The following is a 22,402-nucleotide window of genomic DNA, read 5'->3' as shown; positions in this document are numbered from 1 at the left end:
CTGGCTTTTTTTTGTAGCGAAAAAAAGCTATAATTTCAAAGGAAGGAGGCGGACTGTGAAAAATACTTATGCCATCGTTGATATCGAAACAACTGGAACTGATCCTAAAACTGATCGTATTATTCAATTCGGTTGTGTACTAGTAGAGAATGGGGAAATTGTTTCTCGTTTTGCGACAGATATTAATCCAGACCAGAGAATTTCAAGCCAGATTCAACATTTGACGGGAATATCCAATCAACGAGTAGCCAAAGCCCCTTATTTTGAAGATGTGGCAGTTACTATTGCCAATTTTTTATCGGACACAATATTTGTGGCCCACAATATCTATTTTGATTATACTTTTCTATCAAATGAATTGGTTCGTTGTGGCTTACCAGAATTAACTAGCCCAGGAATTGATACGGTAGAATTAGCACAAATCTTTATGCCAACTGCTTTAAGTTTTCGTTTGAAAGATTTAGCAGAAGAATTGGCATTTAGTCATAAGAACCCTCATCAAGCAGACAGTGATGCAGAAGTAACAGCGGAGCTTTTGATTAATTTAGAGAAGAGAATTCGCCAATTACCGTTAATTACTTTAGAACAAATTGTCAAATTAGCCGATCATATGGCTTTTCAAACGAAAGATTATCTAGCAGAAATATTAGCTGATCGAAAACAGCAACAAGAAACACCTTCAGCTGAGATTGAAATAATCTTTGGCCTGGCTTTAAAGAAAAAAACGGCGCCACTTTATTTAGAGAATCTCTACCAAAGAAGTTATCCTAGGATGAAAAAAAACAAAGAAAAATTATATGGTCAAAAATTGAGCTTCCGTAAAGAGCAAGGAAGATTAATGAATTTGGTCTATGATTTTTTCAATAGCCAAGAAAAAGCTGATTTAATTGTTGAAGCAGCGACTGGAATTGGTAAAACTTTAGGCTATCTTTTACCCATGAGCTATTTGGCCACCCCTGAAAATCCTTTAGTGGTCAGTACGGCTTCATTATTGTTACAAGAACAGATGTTGAATAAGGATTTACCTTTACTTAATGAATTGTTAGAACAGCAGTTGCAAGCGGTAGTAATGAAAAGTAGTCGACATTACATTGATTTGGCTCGTTTTTATCAAACCTTACAAGGAGAAATCGGTCAAAAACAATATACTTTCTATCAAATGGCTGTCTTGGTATGGCTGACTATGACAGAGACAGGTGATTTTGATGAATTAAATATGACTCGTTTGAATCATACTTTTTGGCAGGAGGTTGGACATTTAGGATTGGAAAGTTTAAATCCTAGTAATCCATTTTACGCCGTCGATTTTCTTGTCCAGCGTAATAAAAAATTGCAGCAAAGTAATTTAGTCATTACTAATCATGCTTTTTTAGCGGAAGAAAGCTATCGAAAGACGCCTCAATTACCTAGCAGCAGTTACTTAATTATTGATGAAGCCCATCATTTGAGCCGAACATTGACCCGTATTAGTAGTCACCAATTGAGTGTGACTGCCATTAGCAAAAGGTACCAACAATTACTGGAAACCAATAAAATATTAACATGGCAAAATTTAGTTAATCATGATCAACAGATCAGTCACCTAATTGAAATGTTATTTGATATTTATGGTGAGTTAGTGGCTGATTTAATGGATTTATTTCCAGAAATGATACGCTTAACGAAAGATGATATTAAGGTGTTGTCCCAAGATCAATTTGATCAAGTGTCGAACTATGGGCAAGACTTGATTAGTCGTATCCAAATTTTATACCGGGATATTTCGATCGTGACTGAAAAAATAGCAGCTTATTTTCAGTTGCATCAAGCAAGCTTTGGTATTGAAGAACAAAGTGATGTCCATGACTTTTTGGCTTTAAAAGAAAAGTTAAACTCTGAAGGGGAAACTTTTGATCAATTTGTGACTTTCTGGGAGGCCCGTTATCTCCACTGGTTAGAAGAAAAAAGCCAACGAATTGCTGTTGAAGATTTAGCAGCACAAGTTTTACCAGAAACGCGATGGTATAGCCGCTATCAACAAATTTTATACTTAGGTGGGACGTTAAAAATCACAAGTGATCGTAGATACTTTGCAAAACGTTGGGGAATTGACGCGGATTTAAAAGTGATTGCAAGTCCTTATGATTACAGCCAACAAGCAAGACTTTATGTACCAAACGACAGTTTAGATATTCAAACCGCCTCGCCTGAAAGGTACGGACAATATATCGCAGAAATTATTGGTCAAGTTGCGGCAAAAGAAGTTCGCCCAATATTGGTTTTATTTACTTCTCATGATATTTTGAATCGAGTCTATCGTTATTTGAGATTACCGATGCTTCAAGAAAATAGAGAAATTTTAGCACAAGGATCGGGTGGTAGCCGTGAAAAATTACTCAAACGCTTTTTATTGTCAGAGGATGCTATTTTGCTTGGAGCCGATAGTTTTTGGGAAGGAATCGATTTACCTGGAGAAATTCTGCAAGTCTTGATTGTTACTCGTTTACCTTTTGAAAATCCTAAACGTCCGCTAGTAAAAGCTAGAAATGAATATTTAACTAGTCTCGGGGTGAATTCATTTTATGAAGAAGCAATTCCTCATACGATTTTACGGTTGCGCCAAGCTTTAGGTCGTTTGATCCGATCGGAAGAAGACAAGGGAGTCATGTTCTTGTTAGATCAACGCTTCATTAAAGCAAGCTATGGGAAACGTCTGCAAAAAGCCCTACCTAAAGATTTACCGATTATTAATCATTCCTTTGCAGATAATTTAGCAGATGCCCATGATTTTTTAAATTCTGACAAAAATTCAGAGAAGTAATGAGGAAGCGCGCGAGTTTTGGTATAATGTAGCTTATCTGAAAGGAGCCAATTATTTTGTCGAAAAGAAAGACGATCGGCGAGAAAATCAATCTCTGGTTAATTGCAGCAATTATTGTTTTATTAACAATTGTTGTGACAGTTACTATTATTTTCATTCGCTCTAATCGGCCGTTACATCAGGCACGCGAAGAAACGATTCAAGTCGCTAGAAGATACGGTGATTTAGATACAGTAGATAAATTTTATTGGTTTAATCGTAAAAAAACTTATTTTACTGTCACTGGTGAAGATACTTCTGGAAAAAAAATTGTCGTCATTGTTCCACAAAAAGGCAATAAAATTCGCGTATTGGATCAAAGAGATGGCTTGACGGAAGCAGCCGCAAAAAAACAAATTTCAACTGATTATCCAGATGTGACTGTCGAAAAAGCCGAATTAGGCATCTATCAAAAGCAAACAGTTTGGGAAGTTTCAGCAAAAAATAGTGAAGGCAATTATAATTATTATTTGATTGCTTTTGCTGATGGGAAGAAAGTAAAAACATTGAATAACATCTAATCTTGGTAGGAGTGATAACGATGAAATTAGCAAAGCGCATGGAAACCTTAGAACCGTCAGTCACCTTAGAAGCAACTGCAAAAGCCAAAGCATTAAAAGCACAAGGACTAGATGTCATTAGTCTAACAGTTGGAGAACCTGATTACACGACGCCAAAAAATATTGAAGATGCAGCAATCGAAGCAATTAAAAGTGGCAGTGTGAGTTTTTATACAGCTTCTGGTGGGACACCAACGCTAAAGGAAGCCATTATTCACTTTACTAAAGAAAATTATGGTTTCACAGTTAAGCCCCAAAATATTATTGTTACAAGTGGTGCTAAATTTGCGTTATCTACTTTATTTCAAACAATTTTGGATCCAGCTGATGAAGTCATTATTCCGGTTCCTTATTGGGTCAGCTATGGAGAACAAGTCAAATTAGCTGAAGGGCAACCAGTCTTTGTGAACACAACACAAGAAAATGACTATAAAATTTCAGTAGCGCAATTAGCAGCAGCAAAAACTTCAAAAACTAAAGCTATTATTATCAATTCCCCTTCAAATCCAACAGGAATGATTTACACTGAAGAAGAGTTAAGAGGAATCGGTGAGTGGGCAGTTGCTAATGACGTGTTGATTATTGCAGACGATATTTATGATCATTTGGTTTATAATGGTAATAAGGCAGTTCATATTGCTGAGCTTTCAGAGGCTATTCGAAAAAACACAGTTATCATTAATGGTGTTTCTAAAACTTATGCAATGACAGGCTGGCGTATTGGATACGCAATAGGAGAAGCTGATATTATTGCTGGAATGACTAAAATCGCCTCGCAAGCGACAAGTAATCCAGCAGCTGTCAGCCAAGCAGCAGCCGTTGAAGCTTTGAGTGGACAACAAGATACAGCTGAAGAAATGCGCCAAGCTTTTGAAGAACGTTTAAATACGATTTTTCCAAAAGTTGCAGCTTTACCGGGATTTCATTTAACCAAACCGCAAGGAGCCTTTTACCTGTTTCCAAATATCAAAGAAGCTATGGACTTAGGCGGCTACACAAATGTAACGACTTGGGTCAATGATTTATTGGAACAAGAACAAGTTGCTCTAGTAACTGGTGAAGGTTTTGGCGCACCTGAAAATGTTCGGATCAGTTATTCAGCTAGTTTAGAAGACTTAGAAGAGGCCGTTGTTCGGATTCGCCGTTTTATTGAAAAGAATCAAAAGTAACTTATTAAGAAAAAGCAATTCGGGATAAATAAGTTAGGAGAGACGATAGTGGAACAAATTTCAATTATTGATGCAAAAGATTATGTGGGACAAACCGTTAAAATTGGTGCTTGGGTAGCTAATAAACGTTCAAGCGGAAAAATTTCTTTCTTACAATTAAGAGACGGAACGGCTTATTTTCAAGCCGTTGTGGTAAAAAGTGAAGTACCTGAGGAAGTTTTTCAACTAGCTAAAGAATTAACCCAAGAAACATCTATTTGGGTCGTTGGTGAAATCCGCGAAGATACCCGCTCAAAATTTGGTTATGAACTAGGTGTGAAAGAAATCGAAGTTGTTGGAGAAAGTCATGATTATCCAATTACACCAAAAGAACACGGGGTTGATTTCTTAATGGATCATCGTCATTTATGGTTGCGTTCATCTCACCAACATGCGTTGATGCTCATTCGTAACGAAGTCATTCGAGCGACTTATGAATTTTTAAATGCACAAGGTTTTGTGAAAATGGATCCGCCAATTTTGACAGGTTCAGCTCCTGAAGGTACGACAGATTTATTTGAAACAAATTATTTTGATCAAACAGCTTATTTATCTCAAAGTGGACAATTATATCTAGAGGCTGCAGCGATGGCCTTCAGTAAAGTATTTTCTTTTGGTCCAACTTTCCGCGCTGAAAAATCTAAAACACGTCGTCATCTAATTGAGTTTTGGATGATTGAATTAGAGATGGCCTTCATGCATCAAGAAGATAGCTTAGAAATTCAAGAACAATATGTCGCTTATTTAGTGCAAAGTGTTTTAGACAACTGTGATTATGCTCTAGACGTTTTAGGACGTGATAAAGAAATCTTGAAAAAATATACAAAACTACCTTACCCACGGATTTCTTATGATGATGCTGTTGAATTGTTAATTAAAAATGGCTTTGATGATATTACATGGGGAGATGATTTTGGTTCTCCACATGAAACCTTTATCGCTAATTCATACGACCACCCCGTCTTCATCTTAAACTATCCAAAAGCGATTAAACCTTTCTATATGAAACCTCATCCAACAAGAGATGATGTGGTGATCTGTGCCGACTTAATCGCGCCAGAAGGCTATGGTGAAATTATTGGTGGTAGTGAACGGGCAACTGATTATGACTATTTAGTAGAACAAATCAGAGCTGCTGGTCAAGATGAAAAAGATTATGAATGGTATTTAGATTTGAGCCGTTATGGCGCTGTACCCCATGCTGGCTTTGGTTTAGGTTTAGAAAGAACCATCACTTTCATTGCCGGAATTGATCATGTTCGTGAAGCGATTCCGTTCCCACGTTTGCTAAACCGGATTTATCCATAAAAGGTAACTGTCTTAGAAGAAATTTTCTAAGGCAGTTTTTTTATTTATTTTTGCAAACGGTTCATTTTTTTATTGACACATGATGATTCATTCATATATAATATACATGAGGAAACATTCATGTGTAATCAAGAAAGAAGGATGCATCATGGAAAAAATTTATCGTTTAGATGGTTTAGACTGTGCAAACTGTGCTGCAAAAATTGAAAAATCAATTAAAGAAATTCAAGGTGTTGAACGAGCACAAGTTGATTTTGCTACAACCAAATTAACAATTGAAGCAGAAAATGCTGATTTAAGTGAGGTTTGTAACGAAGCCAAACAAATTGTTAAAAAAATTGAACCAGATGTAAAAATAAAAAACTGGCAAGATGAATCAGAAGAAGAAAATAATCATTTTAAAGTAATTCAAATTGTAAGTGCCTTAATTATTTTAGGGGTCTTAGCATTAGTTAAGCCCGCTATGCCGCTTTCACTTATCGCCTATAGTGCATTATATTTATGGATTGGTTTTGATGTTTTAAAAACAGCGGTCCTAAATATTTTTCAAGGAGAAATCTTTGATGAAAACTTTTTGATGACGGTTGCCACGATAGGTGCTTTAGCAATTGGCGAATATCCAGAAGCTGTGGCTGTAATGCTATTTTATCAAATCGGTGAATTTTTCCAAGATTATGCAGTCAATCGTTCGCGTAAATCAATTAAATCTTTAGTAGCTAGTCGGCCGGATAAAGCCAACTTACTATTAGATGGTCAATTAACTGAAGTTAAACCAGAAGAAATTCATGTGGGAGACTATATTGTTGTTAAGCCTGGCGAAAAGGTGCCATTAGATGGTGTGATTACTGAAGGACGTTCATTTGTAGATACCTCTGCTTTAACAGGAGAATCGGTCCCTCGTAGTATTGAAGCTGGCGAAGAAATTTTATCAGGTTTTATTAATCAAGAAGGACAATTAACTATCAAAGTCACTACAGTATTTGGTGAATCAACCGTCAGCAAAATTCTCGACTTAGTAGAAAATGCAGCTAGTAAAAAAGCACCAGCTGAAAAATTTATCACTAGCTTTGCTAGATATTACACGCCAATCGTTGTTGGCTTAGCAATTTTATTAGCTATTGTGCCACCTTTAGTAACGGCAAGTGCCTTTTATCCTTGGATTTATCGGGCCTTAACATTCTTAGTCATTTCTTGTCCATGTGCATTGGTGATTTCTGTTCCGTTGAGTTTCTTTGGCGGAATTGGCGGAGCTAGTAAAGCAGGAGTCTTAATCAAAGGAAGTAACTATATTGAAACATTAGCCAAAACGCAAACAATTGTTTTCGATAAAACTGGTACTCTTACAAAAGGGGTTTTTGAGGTACAAGAGATTGAAACCCAATTACCTCAAGCTGATTTCTTACAAATAGTGGCTAGTTTGGAACAAGGTTCAAATCATCCAATTGCCAAGTCTATTTTAAAAGCCAATCAAAAAGATTTATCATCCGTGGAAAATGTTGTCGAAAAGGCTGGTTATGGGATTAGTGGACAAATTGACAAGGTTAATTACTTTGCTGGAAATGATAAATTGATGGCTGCTGAAAATATTGTCATACCTGAAGTACACGCAATTGGAACTATCATTTATTTGGCAAAATCACGGAAATTTTTGGGTTACTTAGTAATTGCCGATGATTTAAAAGCCGGTGTTAGTGAGACTATGAAAGAATTAAAAGCTTTAGGGATCAAACAAACAGTAATGTTAACTGGTGACAATCGAAAAATTGCTGACGCAATCGGTAAAAAAATTGGTGCCGATCACGTTTATAGTGAATTATTACCAGCAGATAAAGTCAGTCATTTAGAAGAATTGTTGCAAGAGAATCATAAAGTTGCTTTCGTTGGTGATGGTATGAATGATGCGCCAGTTTTAGCTCGAGCGGACCTAGGTATCGCCATGGGTGGTTTGGGTAGCGATGCAGCGATTGAAGCTGCCGACGTAGTAATTATGAATGACCAGCCAGAAAAAATCGTTACGGCAGTCAAAGTTGCTCGTAAAACCATGAAAATCGTTAAAGAAAATATCATTTTTGCTTTAGGAGTCAAAATAATCGTTCTAGCCTTAGGCGCAGTTGGGATTGTTTCGATGCCCGTAGCTGTTTTTGCCGATGTTGGGGTAACTGTATTGGCAGTCATTAATGCGATGCGTTGTTTACGAGTGAAATAAATGTTGAAACGACTAATTGAAAGATTAGTCGTTTTTTTTAGCTAACTATAATAGGATAGAAAGAGTGATTAGACGGCGTTTAAGAAGACTAGAATTGTTGATTAATATTTATTTTAGTTTGAAATTGTTTGTTTTTCATAAATTTTGTGTTTACTTTTATGTAAGCGTATGCTATTATTGTGTCAACGAAAACAGAATATTTAGTGGATCGTTACTAACTTGATTAGGCGAGACTGCGAATAGTAGATTAGAATTTCATTATGAGATTGTCTACTGTTTGCAGTCTCTTTTTGTTTGAAAGGAGGATAGAAATGTATCGAATCGTTAAAGTTTTAAATAATAATGTTGCAATTGTCAGAGATGTGTCCAGTCAGCAAGCAGTCGTCATGGGAGCCGGAATAACTTATCAAAAAAAGAAAGGTGATCTGATAAGCGAAAAAGTTGTCGAAAGAATTTTTACCTTAAGAAATGAAGAATCACAAAATAACTTTTCGACTTTGTTGAAGGATATCCCGCTGGACTTTATCACGACTTCTTATGAGATTATTGAACGAGCCATTAGTCAGTATCAATACCCAGTTCAAGAATATATATATGTTACTTTAACTGATCATATTTATTTGAGTTATCAAAATTTAAGTAAAGGCACATATGAAAGTACCGTTCTACCGAATATCAAAACCAATTATCCAATTGAATTTAAGATTGGTCAGGCAGCTGTCTTATTAATCAAGGAAAAACTAGCTATTGATTTTCCTGAAGAAGAAGTTAGTCGCATTGCATTACATTTTATTAATGCTAAAGGGACTTCAACTGCGGTATCTACTGATGACCGAATTGAGAAAAAAATGATTGAATTAGTCCAAAATGAGTTGTCGATTTCAGGAATCAGTAGGACGAGTAAAAATCAAAATTATTATGACCGACTGATGATTCATTTAAATTACTTTCTAGAACGAATCATGAGTGGTGTAGCTGATCCTGAATCTTTTTCACTAAATTTTGAAGAAACGTTAAAGAAAGATTATCCTGAAGCCTATCAAATCGGCAATCGTATTTATAGATTGATTGAAGATCATTTAGGGAAAACGCTAAATGAAAATGAACGAATTTATTTTACAATCCACATTCAACGCCTGTTATAAAACAATCAAGTATTCACGAAAAATGTATTTGAAAATATTGAAAGAGAAAAGGAGAAATAATCATGACTGAATTAAGAAAACTACCTGAGGACTTTTTAATGGGAGGAGCAACGGCAGCTTATCAAGTCGAAGGGGCCATTGATAAAGATGGTAAAGGGCCAGTAGCCTGGGATACATTTTTAGTAGAAAAAGGACGTTATACAGCTGAGCCAGCGAGTGATTTTTATAATCAATATCCAGTTGATATTGAACTATGTAAAAAATTTAAAATTGATAGCTTACGGATGTCGATTGCTTGGAGTCGGATTTTTCCAAATGGTTATGGTGAAGTTAATCAAAAAGGTGTCGATTATTATCATCAAGTTTTTGCAGAATGTAAAAAACAAGGAATCACACCATTTGTCACAATTCATCATTTTGATACACCTAAAGCATTATTTGATGACGGAGATTTTTTAAATCGTGAGAATATCAAACATTTCGTGAACTACGCAAAATTCTGCTTTGATGAATTTAAAGAAGTCTATTATTGGAGTACTTTTAATGAAATTTACCCAGCTGCAACAAATCAATATTTGACGGGTGCTTTTCCTCCTGAAATTCGTTTCGATCTACAAAAAACAGTTACAGCATTGCATAACATGATGTACGCTCACGCACAAGCAGTCAATATCTTCAAAGAAGGCGATTATGAAGGTGAGATTGGTGTAGTTCACTCATTAGAACCTAAATATCCAGCTTCAGATACACCAGAAGATATTCATGCAGCCGAATTAGATGACGCGTTATCGGTGAAATTTTTAATGGATGCGACTTATTTAGGCTATTATTCTGAGCATACTATGAAATGTATTAATGAAATTTTAGCAGCAAATGATACAAGTATTACCATTGATGAAAATGATTTTGTTGAAATGAAAAAAGCTGCCAATCGTAATGACTATCTTGGGATTAACAATTATGTCAGCCATTGGGTGAAAGCTTATAATGACGAAAGCCAAATGTTCTATAACACAACTGGTGAGAAAGGCACGCAAGTCTATCGTATTAAAGGGATTGGTGAACGTATTCAGCGGACAGATTTACCACGAACGGATTGGGACTGGCTGATTTATCCTGAAGGAATCTTTGATTTATTGGTTAGGATTAAAGAGGATTATCCAAATTATAAAAAAATCTATATTACGGAAAATGGCTTAGGTTATAAAGATAAGTTTGACGACGGCGTTATTTTAGATGATGACCGAATTGATTATCTAAGAGGCTATTTTAATTATATTTCTAAGGCGATTGATGCTGGTGTTAATGTTAAAGGTTACTTCATTTGGTCTCTGATGGATGTCTTTTCTTGGGTTAATGGTTATAACAAACGTTACGGACTATTTTATGTCGATTTTGAAACGCAAAAGCGCTACCCGAAAGAATCTGCCTATTGGTATAAATTTGTCAGTGAAACAAAAACGATTATTTAAGACAAGGAGGATTTGAAATGAATAAAAATGACTTACAAATGCTCGGTTTTGAAATCGTTGCTTATTCAGGTGACGCTCGTAGTTCATTACTTGGCCTATTAAAAGAAATTCGTAGTGGAGATTTTTCTAATGTTGAAAGTAAACTCCAAGATGCAGATGAGAACTTAAAATTAGCTCATAATGCTCAAACGCAGGTTCTTGCCAATGAAGCTAGCGGTGATGACTTAGAATTAGGTTTTATCTTCATTCATGGCCAAGATCATTTGATGACAACCTTATTATTAAGAGATTTAGTCCAGGATTTTATTGAGCTATACCAAGAAAAATATCGCTGAAAAGGATTGAAGGAGGTAAAAAAATGAATGTAATTATTCAACAAATTGAAAAAAGACAAGCTCTGTTTCAAAAAGTGTCGAAGAATATTTACTTAATGGCAATCAAAGATGGTTTTTTAGCAGCCATGCCAGTTATTTTGTTTTCGAGTATTTTCATTTTGTGTGCAGCAATTCCACCGATTTTTGGCGTAACCATTCCAAGCGGGGTAGAAGAATGGTTATGGAAAATCTATGATTACACGATGGGTGTTGTTGGTATGTTAGTGGCTGGAACGACTGCTCGCTGTTTGGCGGGTAGTATAAATCGAAAAATGCCCGATGGAAAAATAATTAACGAGACATCAGTTATGTTAGCAGCGACTTGTGGTTTTCTTTTATTAGCAATTACTAAAGCTGATGGTTCTTTTGCAGCTGATTATATGGGAACAAAAGGGATTTTATCAGCGTTTATTTCAGCTTTTATCACTGTAAATATGTATAAATTTTGTGTGATTCGTGACATCACAATTAAAATGCCAAAAGAAGTACCTGGCAGCATCGCACAAAATTTTAGAGATGTTTTTCCTTTTTCTTTTTCTGTTTTAGCTTGTGCGTTGATTGATATTGCAGCGAGAGCCGTACTTAATGTTCCTTTTGGAGAAGTTTTTTCCAAACTGTTGTCACCATTATTTGCTGGAGCTGAAAGTTATTTTGGTTTATCTATTATTTGGTTCTTAATTCCATTATTCTGGTTTGTTGGGGTTCATGGACCATCAGTTGTAAAACCTGGATTATCTGCTGCCTTGTATGGAAATACGGAAGCCAATTTAAGAGTTTTTACAGAAGGTGGTCATCCAACTCATGCGCTAACTGAAAATTTTGGGAATTTCATTGGTGAGTTAGGTGGGACGGGTGCAACATTTATAGTACCGATTATCTTTATTCTTTTTATGCGATCTAAGCAATTAAAAACGGTCGGGAAAGCATCAATCATTCCCGTGATGTTTGCCGTAAATGAACCACTATTATTTGCAGCACCAATTATTTTGAATCCGTATTTCTTTATTCCTTTCTGTATTGCACCGGTAGCGAATGTATTAATTGGTAAATTTTTTATCAGTGTATTAGGCATGAATGGCTTTATGTATGTCTTGCCCTGGGCGACTCCGGGACCGATTGGAACAGTGATGAATACGGGCTTTCAGCCAATTTCAATTTTGCTGTCAGTAGTTTTACTATTAGTCGATTTTGCTATTTACTACCCGTTTTGTAAGGCATACGATAAAGTATTGGTAGCGCAAGAGGCAGAAAGAGTTGAAGAAATTGAGGAAATCGAAGGAATAGTTCCTCAATTATCACCAGAAAGTGCAACGGCAATTGTAGATAATAATGAAACAGTGGTTGTTGAAGAGCATTCTAGTGTAGCAACTATGGCTGATGAAAAGGAGTTAAAAGTTTTAGTTTTATGTGCAGGTGCGGGGACAAGTGCAATGTTAGCCAATGCTCTAGAAGAAGGAGCTAAAGAAACAGGGGCCCATGTCATTGCTAAGGCTGGAGCTTATGGTTCTCATTATGATATTATGCCGAATTTTGATATGGTAGTCTTGGCACCGCAAGTAAATTCCTATTATGATGATATTAAAGAAGACACAGATAAGTTAGGTATCAAACTAATTGCCACAAAAGGAGCAGAATATATTAAACTTACACGTAACCCTGCCGGAGCAATTAAATTTGTCATGGATCAGCTTAAATAAATAGATTTAACCACAGACAATATAAAAGATTTTTTGGAGTAGAGAAATCTACTCCATTTTTTTATACAGAGAATATTGCTTACCTTATATTGACAAAATGTAAACAACTGATTACAATTATTAATGTAAACAAGTCGTTACTTTATGGAAAGTTGTGATTACTTTGATTAAAAATCATTTAAAAGTTCTCCGGGCAAAAAAAAATTGGACCCAAGAAGAACTAGCAAAAAAAGTTGGTATTTCTCGACAAGCGGTGATTTCGATTGAAAAATATAAATATACGCCATCGTTAGAATTAGCTTTTAAGTTGGCAAAGGCATTTGAGGTAGATATTAATCAAGTTTTTGATCCTGAGGAGGAGATTGAATGAGTCAAGTGATAATTTTTATTATTCAAGTAATTATTTTGGGTCTCTTTTTTTATTCGGGATTTTATCAAGCCAAAAAAAGAGTACAATACAAAAATGATGAGCGCTGGCAAGCAATTTCCAACCGTGCTAACCAAATTGGCTTAAAATATTATCAAGTTTTAGTGGTTTTAATTGCAATAATAACGACAATTTTATTATATAAACCAGAATGGAATGTTCAGCTTTCGTTAAGTCGGGTGTTAATGTTTGGCTTTTTTCTGATATGTCTGGAGCAATTTGTCGAAACTTTAGGGATAAAATATTACGATAAACATATGTAAGTCTTTAGCAGAAAAAGCTAAAGACTTTTTTTGTAGAAAAAACTTGACTTATTATGATTACAATTGTAAACTTAATTTGTAATTACATATGTAAACGAAAGGAGAAGCACGATGACGATTACAGCTGAACCAATAAAAATTAGTGATTCCGAATGGGAAATAATGCGTGTGATTTGGACCAAGCAAGAAACTACAGCTCAAGAAATTAGTGAGATACTTGGCGAGACAATGGATTGGAAGCCGGCAACCATTAAAACCTTGTTGGGACGTCTAGTAAAAAAAGATGCTGTTTACACCAAACAAGCTGGAAAAAAATATATTTATTATCCAAAAATCAGTGAAAGTAAAACTGTTAAAAGCGCTACTGAAAATTTATTTTCCCATATTTGTGCAAAGCAAATTGGTAATACAATCGCGGAATTAGTTGACGAAGCTGAACTGACCGAGGCAGATGTGGCGAAAATTATGGCTACTTTAAATAAAAAAGAGACGGTAGCAGAAGTTGCCTGCAATTGTATTCCAGGACAATGTGAATGTAAACATCACAGTGCTTAAATTTAAATTATAAGGAGAGATTATCATGAAACAAACATTTAATATTGAAGGTATGACTTGTCAACATTGTGTGAAAAATGTAGAAAATGCAGTTAACGAATTACCAGGAATTGATAAAGTAAAAATAAATTTGAAAAAAAATAATGGTGTTGTAAAATTCGACGAAGCACAAGTTACCGCAGCTGAAATCGCTACAAAAGTAACGGATGCAGGTTATCAAACAGAGGTGATCTAAATGAGCCAAACGGTGGAGACTTTTGCCATTACCGGGATGACTTGTGCCAATTGTTCTGCTCGGGTAGAAAAAGAATTAAAAGCGACTGATGGTGTGGTGGAAGCCAATGTTAACTTAGCGACTGAAAAAGCCACAGTATCTTTTGAGCAAGGACTTACGGCGGATGATTTAATTAAACGGGTGGAAAATATTGGTTATGGAGCAATTTTATTTGATGAAGCTCATAAACAAAAGATTGTTGAAGAAAAACAACGTTACTTAGCAAAAATGAAAAGAGATTTAATCATTAGTGGGATTTTGACCTTACCTTTAATGGCAGCGATGATTGCCATGCTTTTAGGTTCTCAAGCTGCTTGGGTACATTTACTGCATCGTCCAGTGGTGCAGTTAATCTTAGCTACGCCAGTTCAGTTCTGGATTGGTCGTCGTTTTTATTTAGGTGCTTATCATGCCATTAAAACGAATGCCCCTAATATGGATGTATTGGTTGCGATGGGAACGACAGCGGCTTATGCTTTAAGTGTCTATAATGGCTTTTTCAATCCTCATAATAGTGATTTGTATTTTGAAAGTAGTGGCATGATTATTACCTTAATTTTATTAGGGAAATATTTAGAACAAAAAGCCAAAACTAAAACTAGCGATGCCATTAAACAGTTGATGGCCTTACAAGTTAAAACAGCCACTGTAATGCGAGAAGGAGAAGAATTAAAAATCCCAATCGAAAATGTTTTGGTAGGTGATTTATTATTGGTACGGCCAGGTGAACAAATTCCAGTAGATGGAGTTATCAAAAGTGGGCAAACAACACTGGATGAAAGTATGTTAACAGGTGAAAGCTTACCTGTTGATAAAAGTGTCGATGACCAAGTTTTTGGCGGAACCTTAAATACGACTGGCAGTATTCAATTACTAGCAACACAGGTCGGCAGTATGACTGTTTTATCAAGAATTATTCGGATGGTGGAAGACGCCCAAGGTGAAAAAGCGCCGATTCAACAAATTGCTGATCGAATCTCAGGGATTTTTGTGCCAACTGTTTTAGTGATTGCTGCAATTACATTTGTTGTGACAGGTTTTGCTTTAGGTAATTGGGAAACCGCGATTGTTCACAGTGTTTCAGTCTTAGTGATTGCTTGTCCTTGTGCATTAGGCTTGGCCACACCAACTGCAATTATGGTGGGAACTGGTTTAGGTGCGAAGAATGGTATTTTAATTAAAGGTGGCGGAGCGTTAGAAAAAACGGCGCATCTGACAACTGTTGTGCTAGATAAAACCGGTACTATTACTGCAGGTAAACCAGTAGTCGCTGATTTTTTCACAGAAAATGAAGAAGCATTGACTATTTTAACTAGTATTGAAAATTATTCTGAACATCCTTTGGCTAAAGCAATTGTAAATTATGGCAAAGAACGGACCAACTTAAAACCAGTTACTGATTTTGAAAGTTTAACTGGTCGTGGTGTGACTGGTAAAGTAGATGGTAACATTTATTATGTCGGTTCTAAACGTAGTGTTACAGAACGTGGACTGATGATAGATAATTTGGCAGAAGTGACGCAATTGGAAGCTGAAGGTAAGACCGTGATGTTCTTGTCAGATGAGAAAAATATATTGGCTTCAATTTCAGTGACAGATCAAATCAAGGATAGCTCTAAACAAGCAATCTCAAATTTACAAAATCAAGGTTTGACTGTTAAAATGTTAACGGGTGATAATTTGCAAACTGCTCATTATATTGGTGAGCAAGTTGGTCTAACTGAACAAGATATTATTGCAGAAGTTTTACCAGAAGATAAAGCTGATGTGGTTCGCGAGCTTCAACAAAAAGGTGAGACTGTTGGTATGGTAGGCGACGGCATCAATGATGCACCTGCGTTGGCTTTAGCTGATATCGGGATCGCTATGGGATCAGGTGCTGATATTGCTATGGAAACGGCAGATATCACTTTAATGAATAGTGATTTGGTGTCTGTTAGCAAAAGCATTAAATTATCAAAAGTTACTCTAAATAAAATCAAACAGAATCTTTTCTGGGCATTTTTATACAATGTCATTGGTATTCCATTCGCGGCATTTGGGTTCTTAAATCCAATTATTGCTGGCGCGGCAATGGCTTTTAGTTCAGTCAGTGTCTTGTTGAATTCACTAAGTTTAAATCGAAAAAAAATATAATGATAAACGTCTGAATATTTCAGGCGTTTGTTTTTATCTAGAAGTTCAAAAAATTTTATTTTTTTTAAAAATTAAATGCTATATTTTACTTGAGAGAAGGTGATCAAAATGATCTGGGAGCAACTGACTGAGGCTAAGATTAATCGCAAAATTAAGCTGCTGAATTGCTTGAAGCAACAACCAATGCGGGTTAAACAATTTGCAGAGGAAATTGGTGTCAGTACTAAAACGGTTCGTCGAGATTTAGCGGAATTAGAAAAGACAAAGGGACATTTTTTTACTAAAGGGGTCATTGTTTGGGAAAATGCTGAAGCATATCATCAAGTGTATTTTGATTTGTTGCAAGAAAGTGAAGCCTTTAATGTTTTTCGTCATTTTTTGTGGAAGCACCCAATTCCTTATAAAAGAAGTACCTATCGTCATTTAAATGAAAAATTGTTGAAACTCAATCTTTCTTTAACTAAGGAAGGACTAATTGGTAATGATGCTGTTTTATTTCAATTGCGTTGGCAATATTTACTGGATTTTGAAGTGGGAAATCAAAAGCATGTAATTGAAGAAAAGATGTTTCGTTTTTACCAATTTATAGATGCTGGTCATTTAGATTTCGCTTTGGGATGGGAGTATTTTGTAGCTAGTCCAGATCATTTTAATCAATTTTTAGCCCGTAGTCTAATGCCGGAAACCGTTGCATATTTACTTTATTTTGAAGAGCAGAAAAGATATTATGATTTATTTTTGAGCTTTTATTTACAGCATCAAGAAGTTGAAAGCACCTTATATCGTGATGCACGATTATGTAGTTATATGCTGATTAAATATTTAAAGATAGATGATCCACGGGTACAAGCACGTCTTCAATTAAAATTATTTCGATTATTATTGGATCTTTCTCAAGGATTTCCGATTGGTTTTATCAATCAACTGGCCGATTTTTCTAGCAGCCCTAAACTTTGGCGAATTAGTAAAAAAATGAAAGAACTCGTTGTTGTACTAGATAATTGTCCGGTGACTGACTTGGCTTATACATTGGAAAAAACAGTCCGTGATGCTTATTTGTGCTCATTTTATGTTGAGCGCTATTCAACTTTTAGTAATGATGACTTTCATAATCATTTTTGGCAAGAAGAAGTGATGAAAGAAATTGAGGCTAAGTTTTTAGCAACCTAAGTTCTGCTTAGTAATATGCTATAATGAAAAAGACTAGGGGGGACCAAGATGGAATTGAAAAAACTTGATGTGCCGACATCTTCAATCACTGACGTAAAAAAATCACCGATGGATGTCTTTGGCCAAGCCCGTAAAGCTGGTACCGGAGTCTATGTCTTTAACCGGGAAAAAGTAGCTGGGATCATGTTAACCCAAGAACAATATGAAGAGCTTTTAGAAGAGTTGTCTGAATTAAGAGATAAACAATATAAACCTGTTGAAAAAGAAAACCAAGTGCCAGAAGAATTAGAAGAGTTAGCTATCGCTTTACGAAAAGTTCTAGTTAAAGGTGCCAACTTATCTGTTAAATATTTAGATGAGTGGATGGTCCAAGCTGGTTTCATTACGAAAAAAACTGGATTTGGTGGCGTTACGGAGTTATTAAGAGAACTGTCCGAAACCGGGAAGATTATTTACCAATTACGGCGAAGAGAAAATAATAAAGTTATTTATGCTGAAATTTTTGGTGAAGCATATGAGAGTCACCGTAGCAGCGATATGATTACCATTGGACAAGTAAATTTGATTGAAAGATAAAAGCCAATTCTGAAGATAGTAGATTCAGAATTGGCTTTTTGCCAGCAAACAAATGTTCGGTTATAATGGAGGTGAGGTGAATAAAGGTGGCGGAATTATATTTTCCTTTAAAAAAAGATACATCAAGAAAAATTATACATATCGACATGGACGCTTTTTTTGCGTCGGTTGAAGAACGTGATGATCCTGAATTGGCTAAGCACCCATTGGTTATTGCCCGTCACCCCTCTGATACCGGTGGCAAAGGAGTTGTTACCACTGCCAATTATAAAGCCAGACAATATGGCATTCATTCAGCCATGAGTGCTCAAAAAGCTTATGAACTTTGCCCAGAAGCTATTTTTAAACCAGGTGATCATGAAAAATATTCACGGGTATCAAAACAAGTGCGGGAAGTTTTTTTACGTTATACTGATGTGATTGAACCGATGTCAATTGATGAAGCCTATTTAGATGTCACCAACAATAAGATTGATCAAACTTCAGCGATCAAAATTGCCACATCCATCCAAAAAGATATTTGGCGGGAAGTTCAACTAACTTGTTCGGCAGGGGTTAGCTACAATAAATTTTTGGCCAAATTGGCTTCTGATTATCAAAAGCCACGGGGATTGACTGTAATTTCACCAGAAGAAGCCGAAGTATTTCTAAAAAAATTACCGATTGAAAAATTTCATGGTGTCGGAAAAAAAACAGTTCCTAAAATGAATGAGTTAGGCATTTTTACTGGGGAAGACTTGTATCAAAAAAGTGAAATGTTTTTGATTCAGCAATTTGGTAAGATGGGTTATTCCCTGTATCGGAAAGTTCGTGGCATTCATGATTCACCTGTAAATATTACGCGAGAGCGGAAATCAGTTGGGAAAGAACATACATATGGTCGACCTTTATCTACTGAAGAAGAAGTCTTAAGTCAGTTGCGACAACTTTCTGAAAAAGTTGAGGGTGCCTTAAAGCGTGTCCAACGCCATGGCAAAACGGTAGTTGTTAAAATCCGCTATGCTGATTTTACTACTGTCACGAAGCGAATAACATTACCAGAATACCTGCAAAAAAAAGAAGAGATTTTTTCTCAAGCACGAATTATTTGGGAAGAGGTCGGTGGAATCGAAAAACAGATTCGCTTACTAGGTGTGACAGTCACCAATCTCGATCCAATTGCCTATGAGAATATTGTGTTGCCTTTATGGCAAGAAAAAGAGCGGTTGAATTAAATCAACTCGCTCTTTTTGATTTGTTCAAAAGCTTTTTTAGAATCATGCAGCTTTTCCCATAAAACAACTTTTCCTTCAGCTAAAGATTTTTTAACGTCAATAATCCGTTGATTGCTACTGCCACGAAATTGGAGCATGAGATTCTTTTGATCTTCCATAAAACGACCATCAACTAAAACGTCAATTTTATTTAGCAGTTCTAATTTATCATCGCTGTCTAGCAATAATTCTTCAAAGGTATAGCCGCTCCAAGACCAGATGTCTTTACCATCCCCGAACTCTTCTTTCATCCGATTAACTAAAGACAAAGCCACCTGAGTATTCAAAAAAGGTTCGCCGCCTAATAAAGTAATTCCTTGCACATAATCATGACTCGTATCTGCAATAATTTGATCCTCTAATTCTTTTGTATAAGGTTTGCCGTAACGAAAGTTTTGCGCCGCAACATTAAAACAACCTTCACAAGCAAATGGACAACCAGAAAGGTATAAACTGTTTCTGACACCTTCACCATCGACAAAATTGAATGATTTGTAATCAGCAATATAATTTTGGCTTAAATCTGATGCTAGCCATTCTTTTGGTTTTGGATTTCGCATATTTTCCCTCTTATCTTGAAAAAACTGCGGGAAAATTTGGCTTCTCCCACAGTCTTTTATTTATTTCATATGTTTGACACGTGAGGCAATTTCTTGATGACGGCCGTGAACCATTGGACGTGCTTGCGGATTTCCTAAGTAGCCGCAAGTTCTTTTCACGACATCGACTGTTTTAGGATCGTGATTGCCGCATGATGGACATTCAAATCCTCGTTTAGTTGGCGTAAAATCTCCTTCAAATCCACATTCATAGCAATGATCAATCGGTGTGTTGGTACCTAAATAACCAATTTTATCGTACGCATAATCCCAAACTGCTTCTAATGCTTTTGGATTTTGTTGTAGTACGGGATATTCGCAATAATGAATGAAGCCACCAGAACAATATTTTGGATAATCTTTTTCAAAATCTAGCTTTTCAAATGGTGTTGGATTTTTCCGTACATCATAATGGAAGCTATTAGTGTAATATTCTTTATCGGTAATATTTTCAACAACGCCAAAGCGTTCGGTATCTAAACGACAGAAACGATCAGTTAAACTTTCACTTGGTGTTGAATAAACACTAAAATGATAGCCATATTCGTTACCCCAAGCATCTGCATGCAATTTCAGATTTTTTAAGATATCCAAAGTGAATTTTTTGGCTTCTGAATTATTTTCCCATTCACCGCCAAAGAAAGCCGAAGCTGCTTCGTATAAGCCGATATACCCTAATGAAATAGTTGCGCGTTTATTTTTAAATAATTCATCAACTGATTCATTGCGGTTTAGTCGTTTACCAAAAGCACCGTATTGATAAAGAATTGGCGCGTTAGCTGGACTTGCTTCTTTACACCGATCTACACGGAAAACCATCGCATCTTTGACTGTAGCTAAGCGTTCTTCTAATAAAGACCAGAACTTATCTTGATCGCCGCCAGCTTCCATGGCAATTCGTGGTAAGTTCAAGGTGACAACACCTAAATTCATACGCCCAACATTAATTTCTTCGCCACTTTCATCTTTCCAGCCTTGTAGGAAAGAACGACAACCCATTGGTACTTTAAAACTGCCTGTTAATTCAACGATCTTATCGTAATTTAAAATATCTGGATACATCCGTTTAGCGGCACATTCTAATGCTAATTCTTTAACTTCATAATTTGGATCTGTCGGTTTTAAATTGACACCGTCTCTTAAAGTAAAGATTAGTTTAGGAAAAATAGCTGTGCGCTTTTCACTACCTAAGCCTTCAATTCGAATTTGCAAAATGGCTTTTTGAATTTCTTTTTCAAACCAAGAAGTTCCTAGACCAAAACCTAACGAAGTGAAAGGTGTTTGACCATTAGAAGTAAATAAAGTATTGATTTCATATTCTAGACTTTGCATCGCATCGTAAATGTCTTTTTTAGTTTTTGCTTTGGCATATTCTTCACGACGACTAGGTGTTTCAATCCATTCTTCCGCATCTTTTAAATGTTTTTGATAATTTAATTCAGCAAACGGTGCTAGTAATTCATCGGTGCGATCAGCAGAACAACCGCCGTATTGACTAGAAGCTACGTTAGCGATAATTTGCGAAATTTGCGCTGTTGCTGTCTGGATTGATTTTGGACTTTCTACTTCGGCATTCCCAATCTTAAAGCCGTCATTTAACATCCCTTTAAAGTCAATCAAGCAGCAGTTAGTCATCGGTGTATACGGATGATAGTCTAAGTCATGGTAATGAATATCGCCTTTTTGATGGGCATTAGCAACATGAGGTGGCAACATTTTTAAGCCGATTGATTTGCCGACAATCCCAGCTGTTAAATCTCGTTGGGTATTAAAAACATCGCTGTCTTTATTGGCATTTTCATTAACGACAGTTTGATCTTTATTGATTAGTTTGCTGATTGTAAAGTTAATATCAGTGGCTTGACTTCGTTGGAAATCACGATTGGTGCGGTAATTAATATATTCTTGCGCCAAGTCATATTGATTGTTTTCCAACAAGACGTGCTCCACAATATTTTGAATTTCATAAATTTTGATATCCCGATTAAAACGTTGGGCGATTTCTGCATCTACTTTTTCAACAATTGATTGAATTTTTACATGAGATAAAGGATCAAGACTCCCTTGAATTTTTGCCTGTGCTTTAATTAATGCGTCATAAATTTTTTGGTCATCAAATATTGTTTGGCGACCATCGCGTTTGATGACTTTCATCTCTCCCAAAGAAGATTGAAAAGTTGCGACAAAAGTATCATTGTTGCGAATTTCCATCATACCAACCACTCCGTTTCTAAATAATTCATAATATATCTTATAATAATCTTCAGAAAGATTCAACTAGATATAGTGGTGTATATTTTAATTGTACCAAATAAAACACTATATATTGTGTTTGCATTT

19 protein-coding genes are annotated in these 22,402 nt (G+C 35.9%); 17 read left to right on the top strand and 2 right to left on the bottom strand.

The window, feature by feature from the left end; translation table 11 throughout:
* The first annotated feature begins 55 nt into the window (after nucleotides 1–55).
* From ID741_RS00820 to dinB, 17 genes are all read left to right on the top strand, one after another.
* Nucleotides 56–2,800, top strand: coding sequence for a helicase C-terminal domain-containing protein (locus ID741_RS00820; RefSeq protein WP_438718758.1), 2,745 nt, complete (start codon nucleotides 56–58; stop codon nucleotides 2,798–2,800).
* A 56-nt stretch (nucleotides 2,801–2,856) separates the two neighbouring features.
* Nucleotides 2,857–3,360, top strand: coding sequence for a cell wall elongation regulator TseB-like domain-containing protein (locus tag ID741_RS00815; protein WP_438718757.1), 504 nt, complete (start codon nucleotides 2,857–2,859; stop codon nucleotides 3,358–3,360).
* 20 nt (nucleotides 3,361–3,380) lie between these two features.
* Nucleotides 3,381–4,568, top strand: a complete 1,188-nt coding sequence (locus tag ID741_RS00810; RefSeq protein ID WP_438718756.1) for a pyridoxal phosphate-dependent aminotransferase — start codon at nucleotides 3,381–3,383, stop codon at nucleotides 4,566–4,568.
* Between the two features lie 48 nt (nucleotides 4,569–4,616).
* A complete protein-coding gene (asnS, locus tag ID741_RS00805) occupies nucleotides 4,617–5,915 on the top strand; it encodes an asparagine--tRNA ligase (protein WP_438718755.1) in 1,299 nt (432 codons plus the stop codon).
* 148 nt (nucleotides 5,916–6,063) lie between these two features.
* A complete protein-coding gene (locus tag ID741_RS00800) occupies nucleotides 6,064–8,121 on the top strand; it encodes a heavy metal translocating P-type ATPase (protein WP_438718754.1) in 2,058 nt (685 codons plus the stop codon).
* A gap of 311 nt (nucleotides 8,122–8,432) precedes the next feature.
* Complete coding sequence (locus tag ID741_RS00795) at nucleotides 8,433–9,266, top strand: PRD domain-containing protein (RefSeq protein WP_438718753.1); 834 nt, start codon at nucleotides 8,433–8,435, stop codon at nucleotides 9,264–9,266.
* Nucleotides 9,267–9,328: 62 nt separating this feature from the next.
* Nucleotides 9,329–10,738 (top strand): 6-phospho-beta-galactosidase, encoded by a 1,410-nt coding sequence (gene lacG, locus ID741_RS00790; RefSeq protein WP_218324369.1) that lies wholly within the window; start codon nucleotides 9,329–9,331, stop codon nucleotides 10,736–10,738.
* 17 nt (nucleotides 10,739–10,755) lie between these two features.
* Nucleotides 10,756–11,073, top strand: a complete 318-nt coding sequence (locus ID741_RS00785; protein WP_438718752.1) for a PTS lactose/cellobiose transporter subunit IIA — start codon at nucleotides 10,756–10,758, stop codon at nucleotides 11,071–11,073.
* Between the two features lie 23 nt (nucleotides 11,074–11,096).
* Nucleotides 11,097–12,809: a PTS lactose transporter subunit IIBC gene (locus ID741_RS00780; protein WP_438718751.1), complete on the top strand. Its 1,713-nt coding sequence runs from the start codon at nucleotides 11,097–11,099 to the stop codon at nucleotides 12,807–12,809.
* Between the two features lie 163 nt (nucleotides 12,810–12,972).
* Nucleotides 12,973–13,179, top strand: a complete 207-nt coding sequence (locus ID741_RS00775; protein WP_218324372.1) for a helix-turn-helix transcriptional regulator — start codon at nucleotides 12,973–12,975, stop codon at nucleotides 13,177–13,179.
* Nucleotides 13,176–13,499 (top strand): hypothetical protein, encoded by a 324-nt coding sequence (locus ID741_RS00770; RefSeq protein WP_218324373.1) that lies wholly within the window; start codon nucleotides 13,176–13,178, stop codon nucleotides 13,497–13,499. The genes ID741_RS00775 and ID741_RS00770 overlap by 4 nt, the downstream gene beginning before the upstream one ends.
* A gap of 111 nt (nucleotides 13,500–13,610) precedes the next feature.
* Nucleotides 13,611–14,054, top strand: coding sequence for a CopY/TcrY family copper transport repressor (locus ID741_RS00765; protein ID WP_438718750.1), 444 nt, complete (start codon nucleotides 13,611–13,613; stop codon nucleotides 14,052–14,054).
* Nucleotides 14,055–14,079: 25 nt separating this feature from the next.
* Nucleotides 14,080–14,289, top strand: a complete 210-nt coding sequence (gene copZ, locus ID741_RS00760; protein WP_218324375.1) for a copper chaperone CopZ — start codon at nucleotides 14,080–14,082, stop codon at nucleotides 14,287–14,289.
* Entirely contained in the window at nucleotides 14,290–16,464 is a 2,175-nt protein-coding gene (locus ID741_RS00755) for a heavy metal translocating P-type ATPase (protein WP_438718749.1), read from the top strand. It abuts the gene before it with no gap.
* Nucleotides 16,465–16,572: 108 nt separating this feature from the next.
* Nucleotides 16,573–17,634: a DeoR family transcriptional regulator gene (locus tag ID741_RS00750; RefSeq protein WP_438718748.1), complete on the top strand. Its 1,062-nt coding sequence runs from the start codon at nucleotides 16,573–16,575 to the stop codon at nucleotides 17,632–17,634.
* A 48-nt stretch (nucleotides 17,635–17,682) separates the two neighbouring features.
* Nucleotides 17,683–18,210, top strand: coding sequence for a type II toxin-antitoxin system Phd/YefM family antitoxin (locus tag ID741_RS00745; RefSeq protein ID WP_438718747.1), 528 nt, complete (start codon nucleotides 17,683–17,685; stop codon nucleotides 18,208–18,210).
* An 86-nt stretch (nucleotides 18,211–18,296) separates the two neighbouring features.
* Nucleotides 18,297–19,424 (top strand): DNA polymerase IV, encoded by a 1,128-nt coding sequence (gene dinB / locus ID741_RS00740; RefSeq protein ID WP_218324379.1) that lies wholly within the window; start codon nucleotides 18,297–18,299, stop codon nucleotides 19,422–19,424.
* On the opposite strand, the gene nrdG is transcribed toward dinB, so the two are convergent.
* Nucleotides 19,421–20,023, bottom strand: a complete 603-nt coding sequence (gene nrdG / locus ID741_RS00735; RefSeq protein ID WP_438718746.1) for an anaerobic ribonucleoside-triphosphate reductase activating protein — start codon at nucleotides 20,021–20,023, stop codon at nucleotides 19,421–19,423. The two genes, dinB and nrdG, sit on opposite strands and share 4 nt — an antisense overlap.
* A 60-nt stretch (nucleotides 20,024–20,083) precedes the next feature.
* On the bottom strand, nucleotides 20,084–22,273 hold the full coding sequence (gene nrdD / locus ID741_RS00730; RefSeq protein ID WP_438720429.1) for an anaerobic ribonucleoside-triphosphate reductase: 2,190 nt from the start codon (nucleotides 22,271–22,273) through the stop codon (nucleotides 20,084–20,086).
* Nucleotides 22,274–22,402 lie beyond the last annotated feature (129 nt).

Source organism: Enterococcus sp. AZ103 (assembly GCF_051714685.1).
GTDB classification, from domain to species: Bacteria; Bacillota; Bacilli; order Lactobacillales; family Enterococcaceae; genus Enterococcus_A; species Enterococcus_A alishanensis.
Note: the sequence above shows the minus strand (reverse complement) of the source record. Positions and strands in the feature narration are given on the sequence as shown.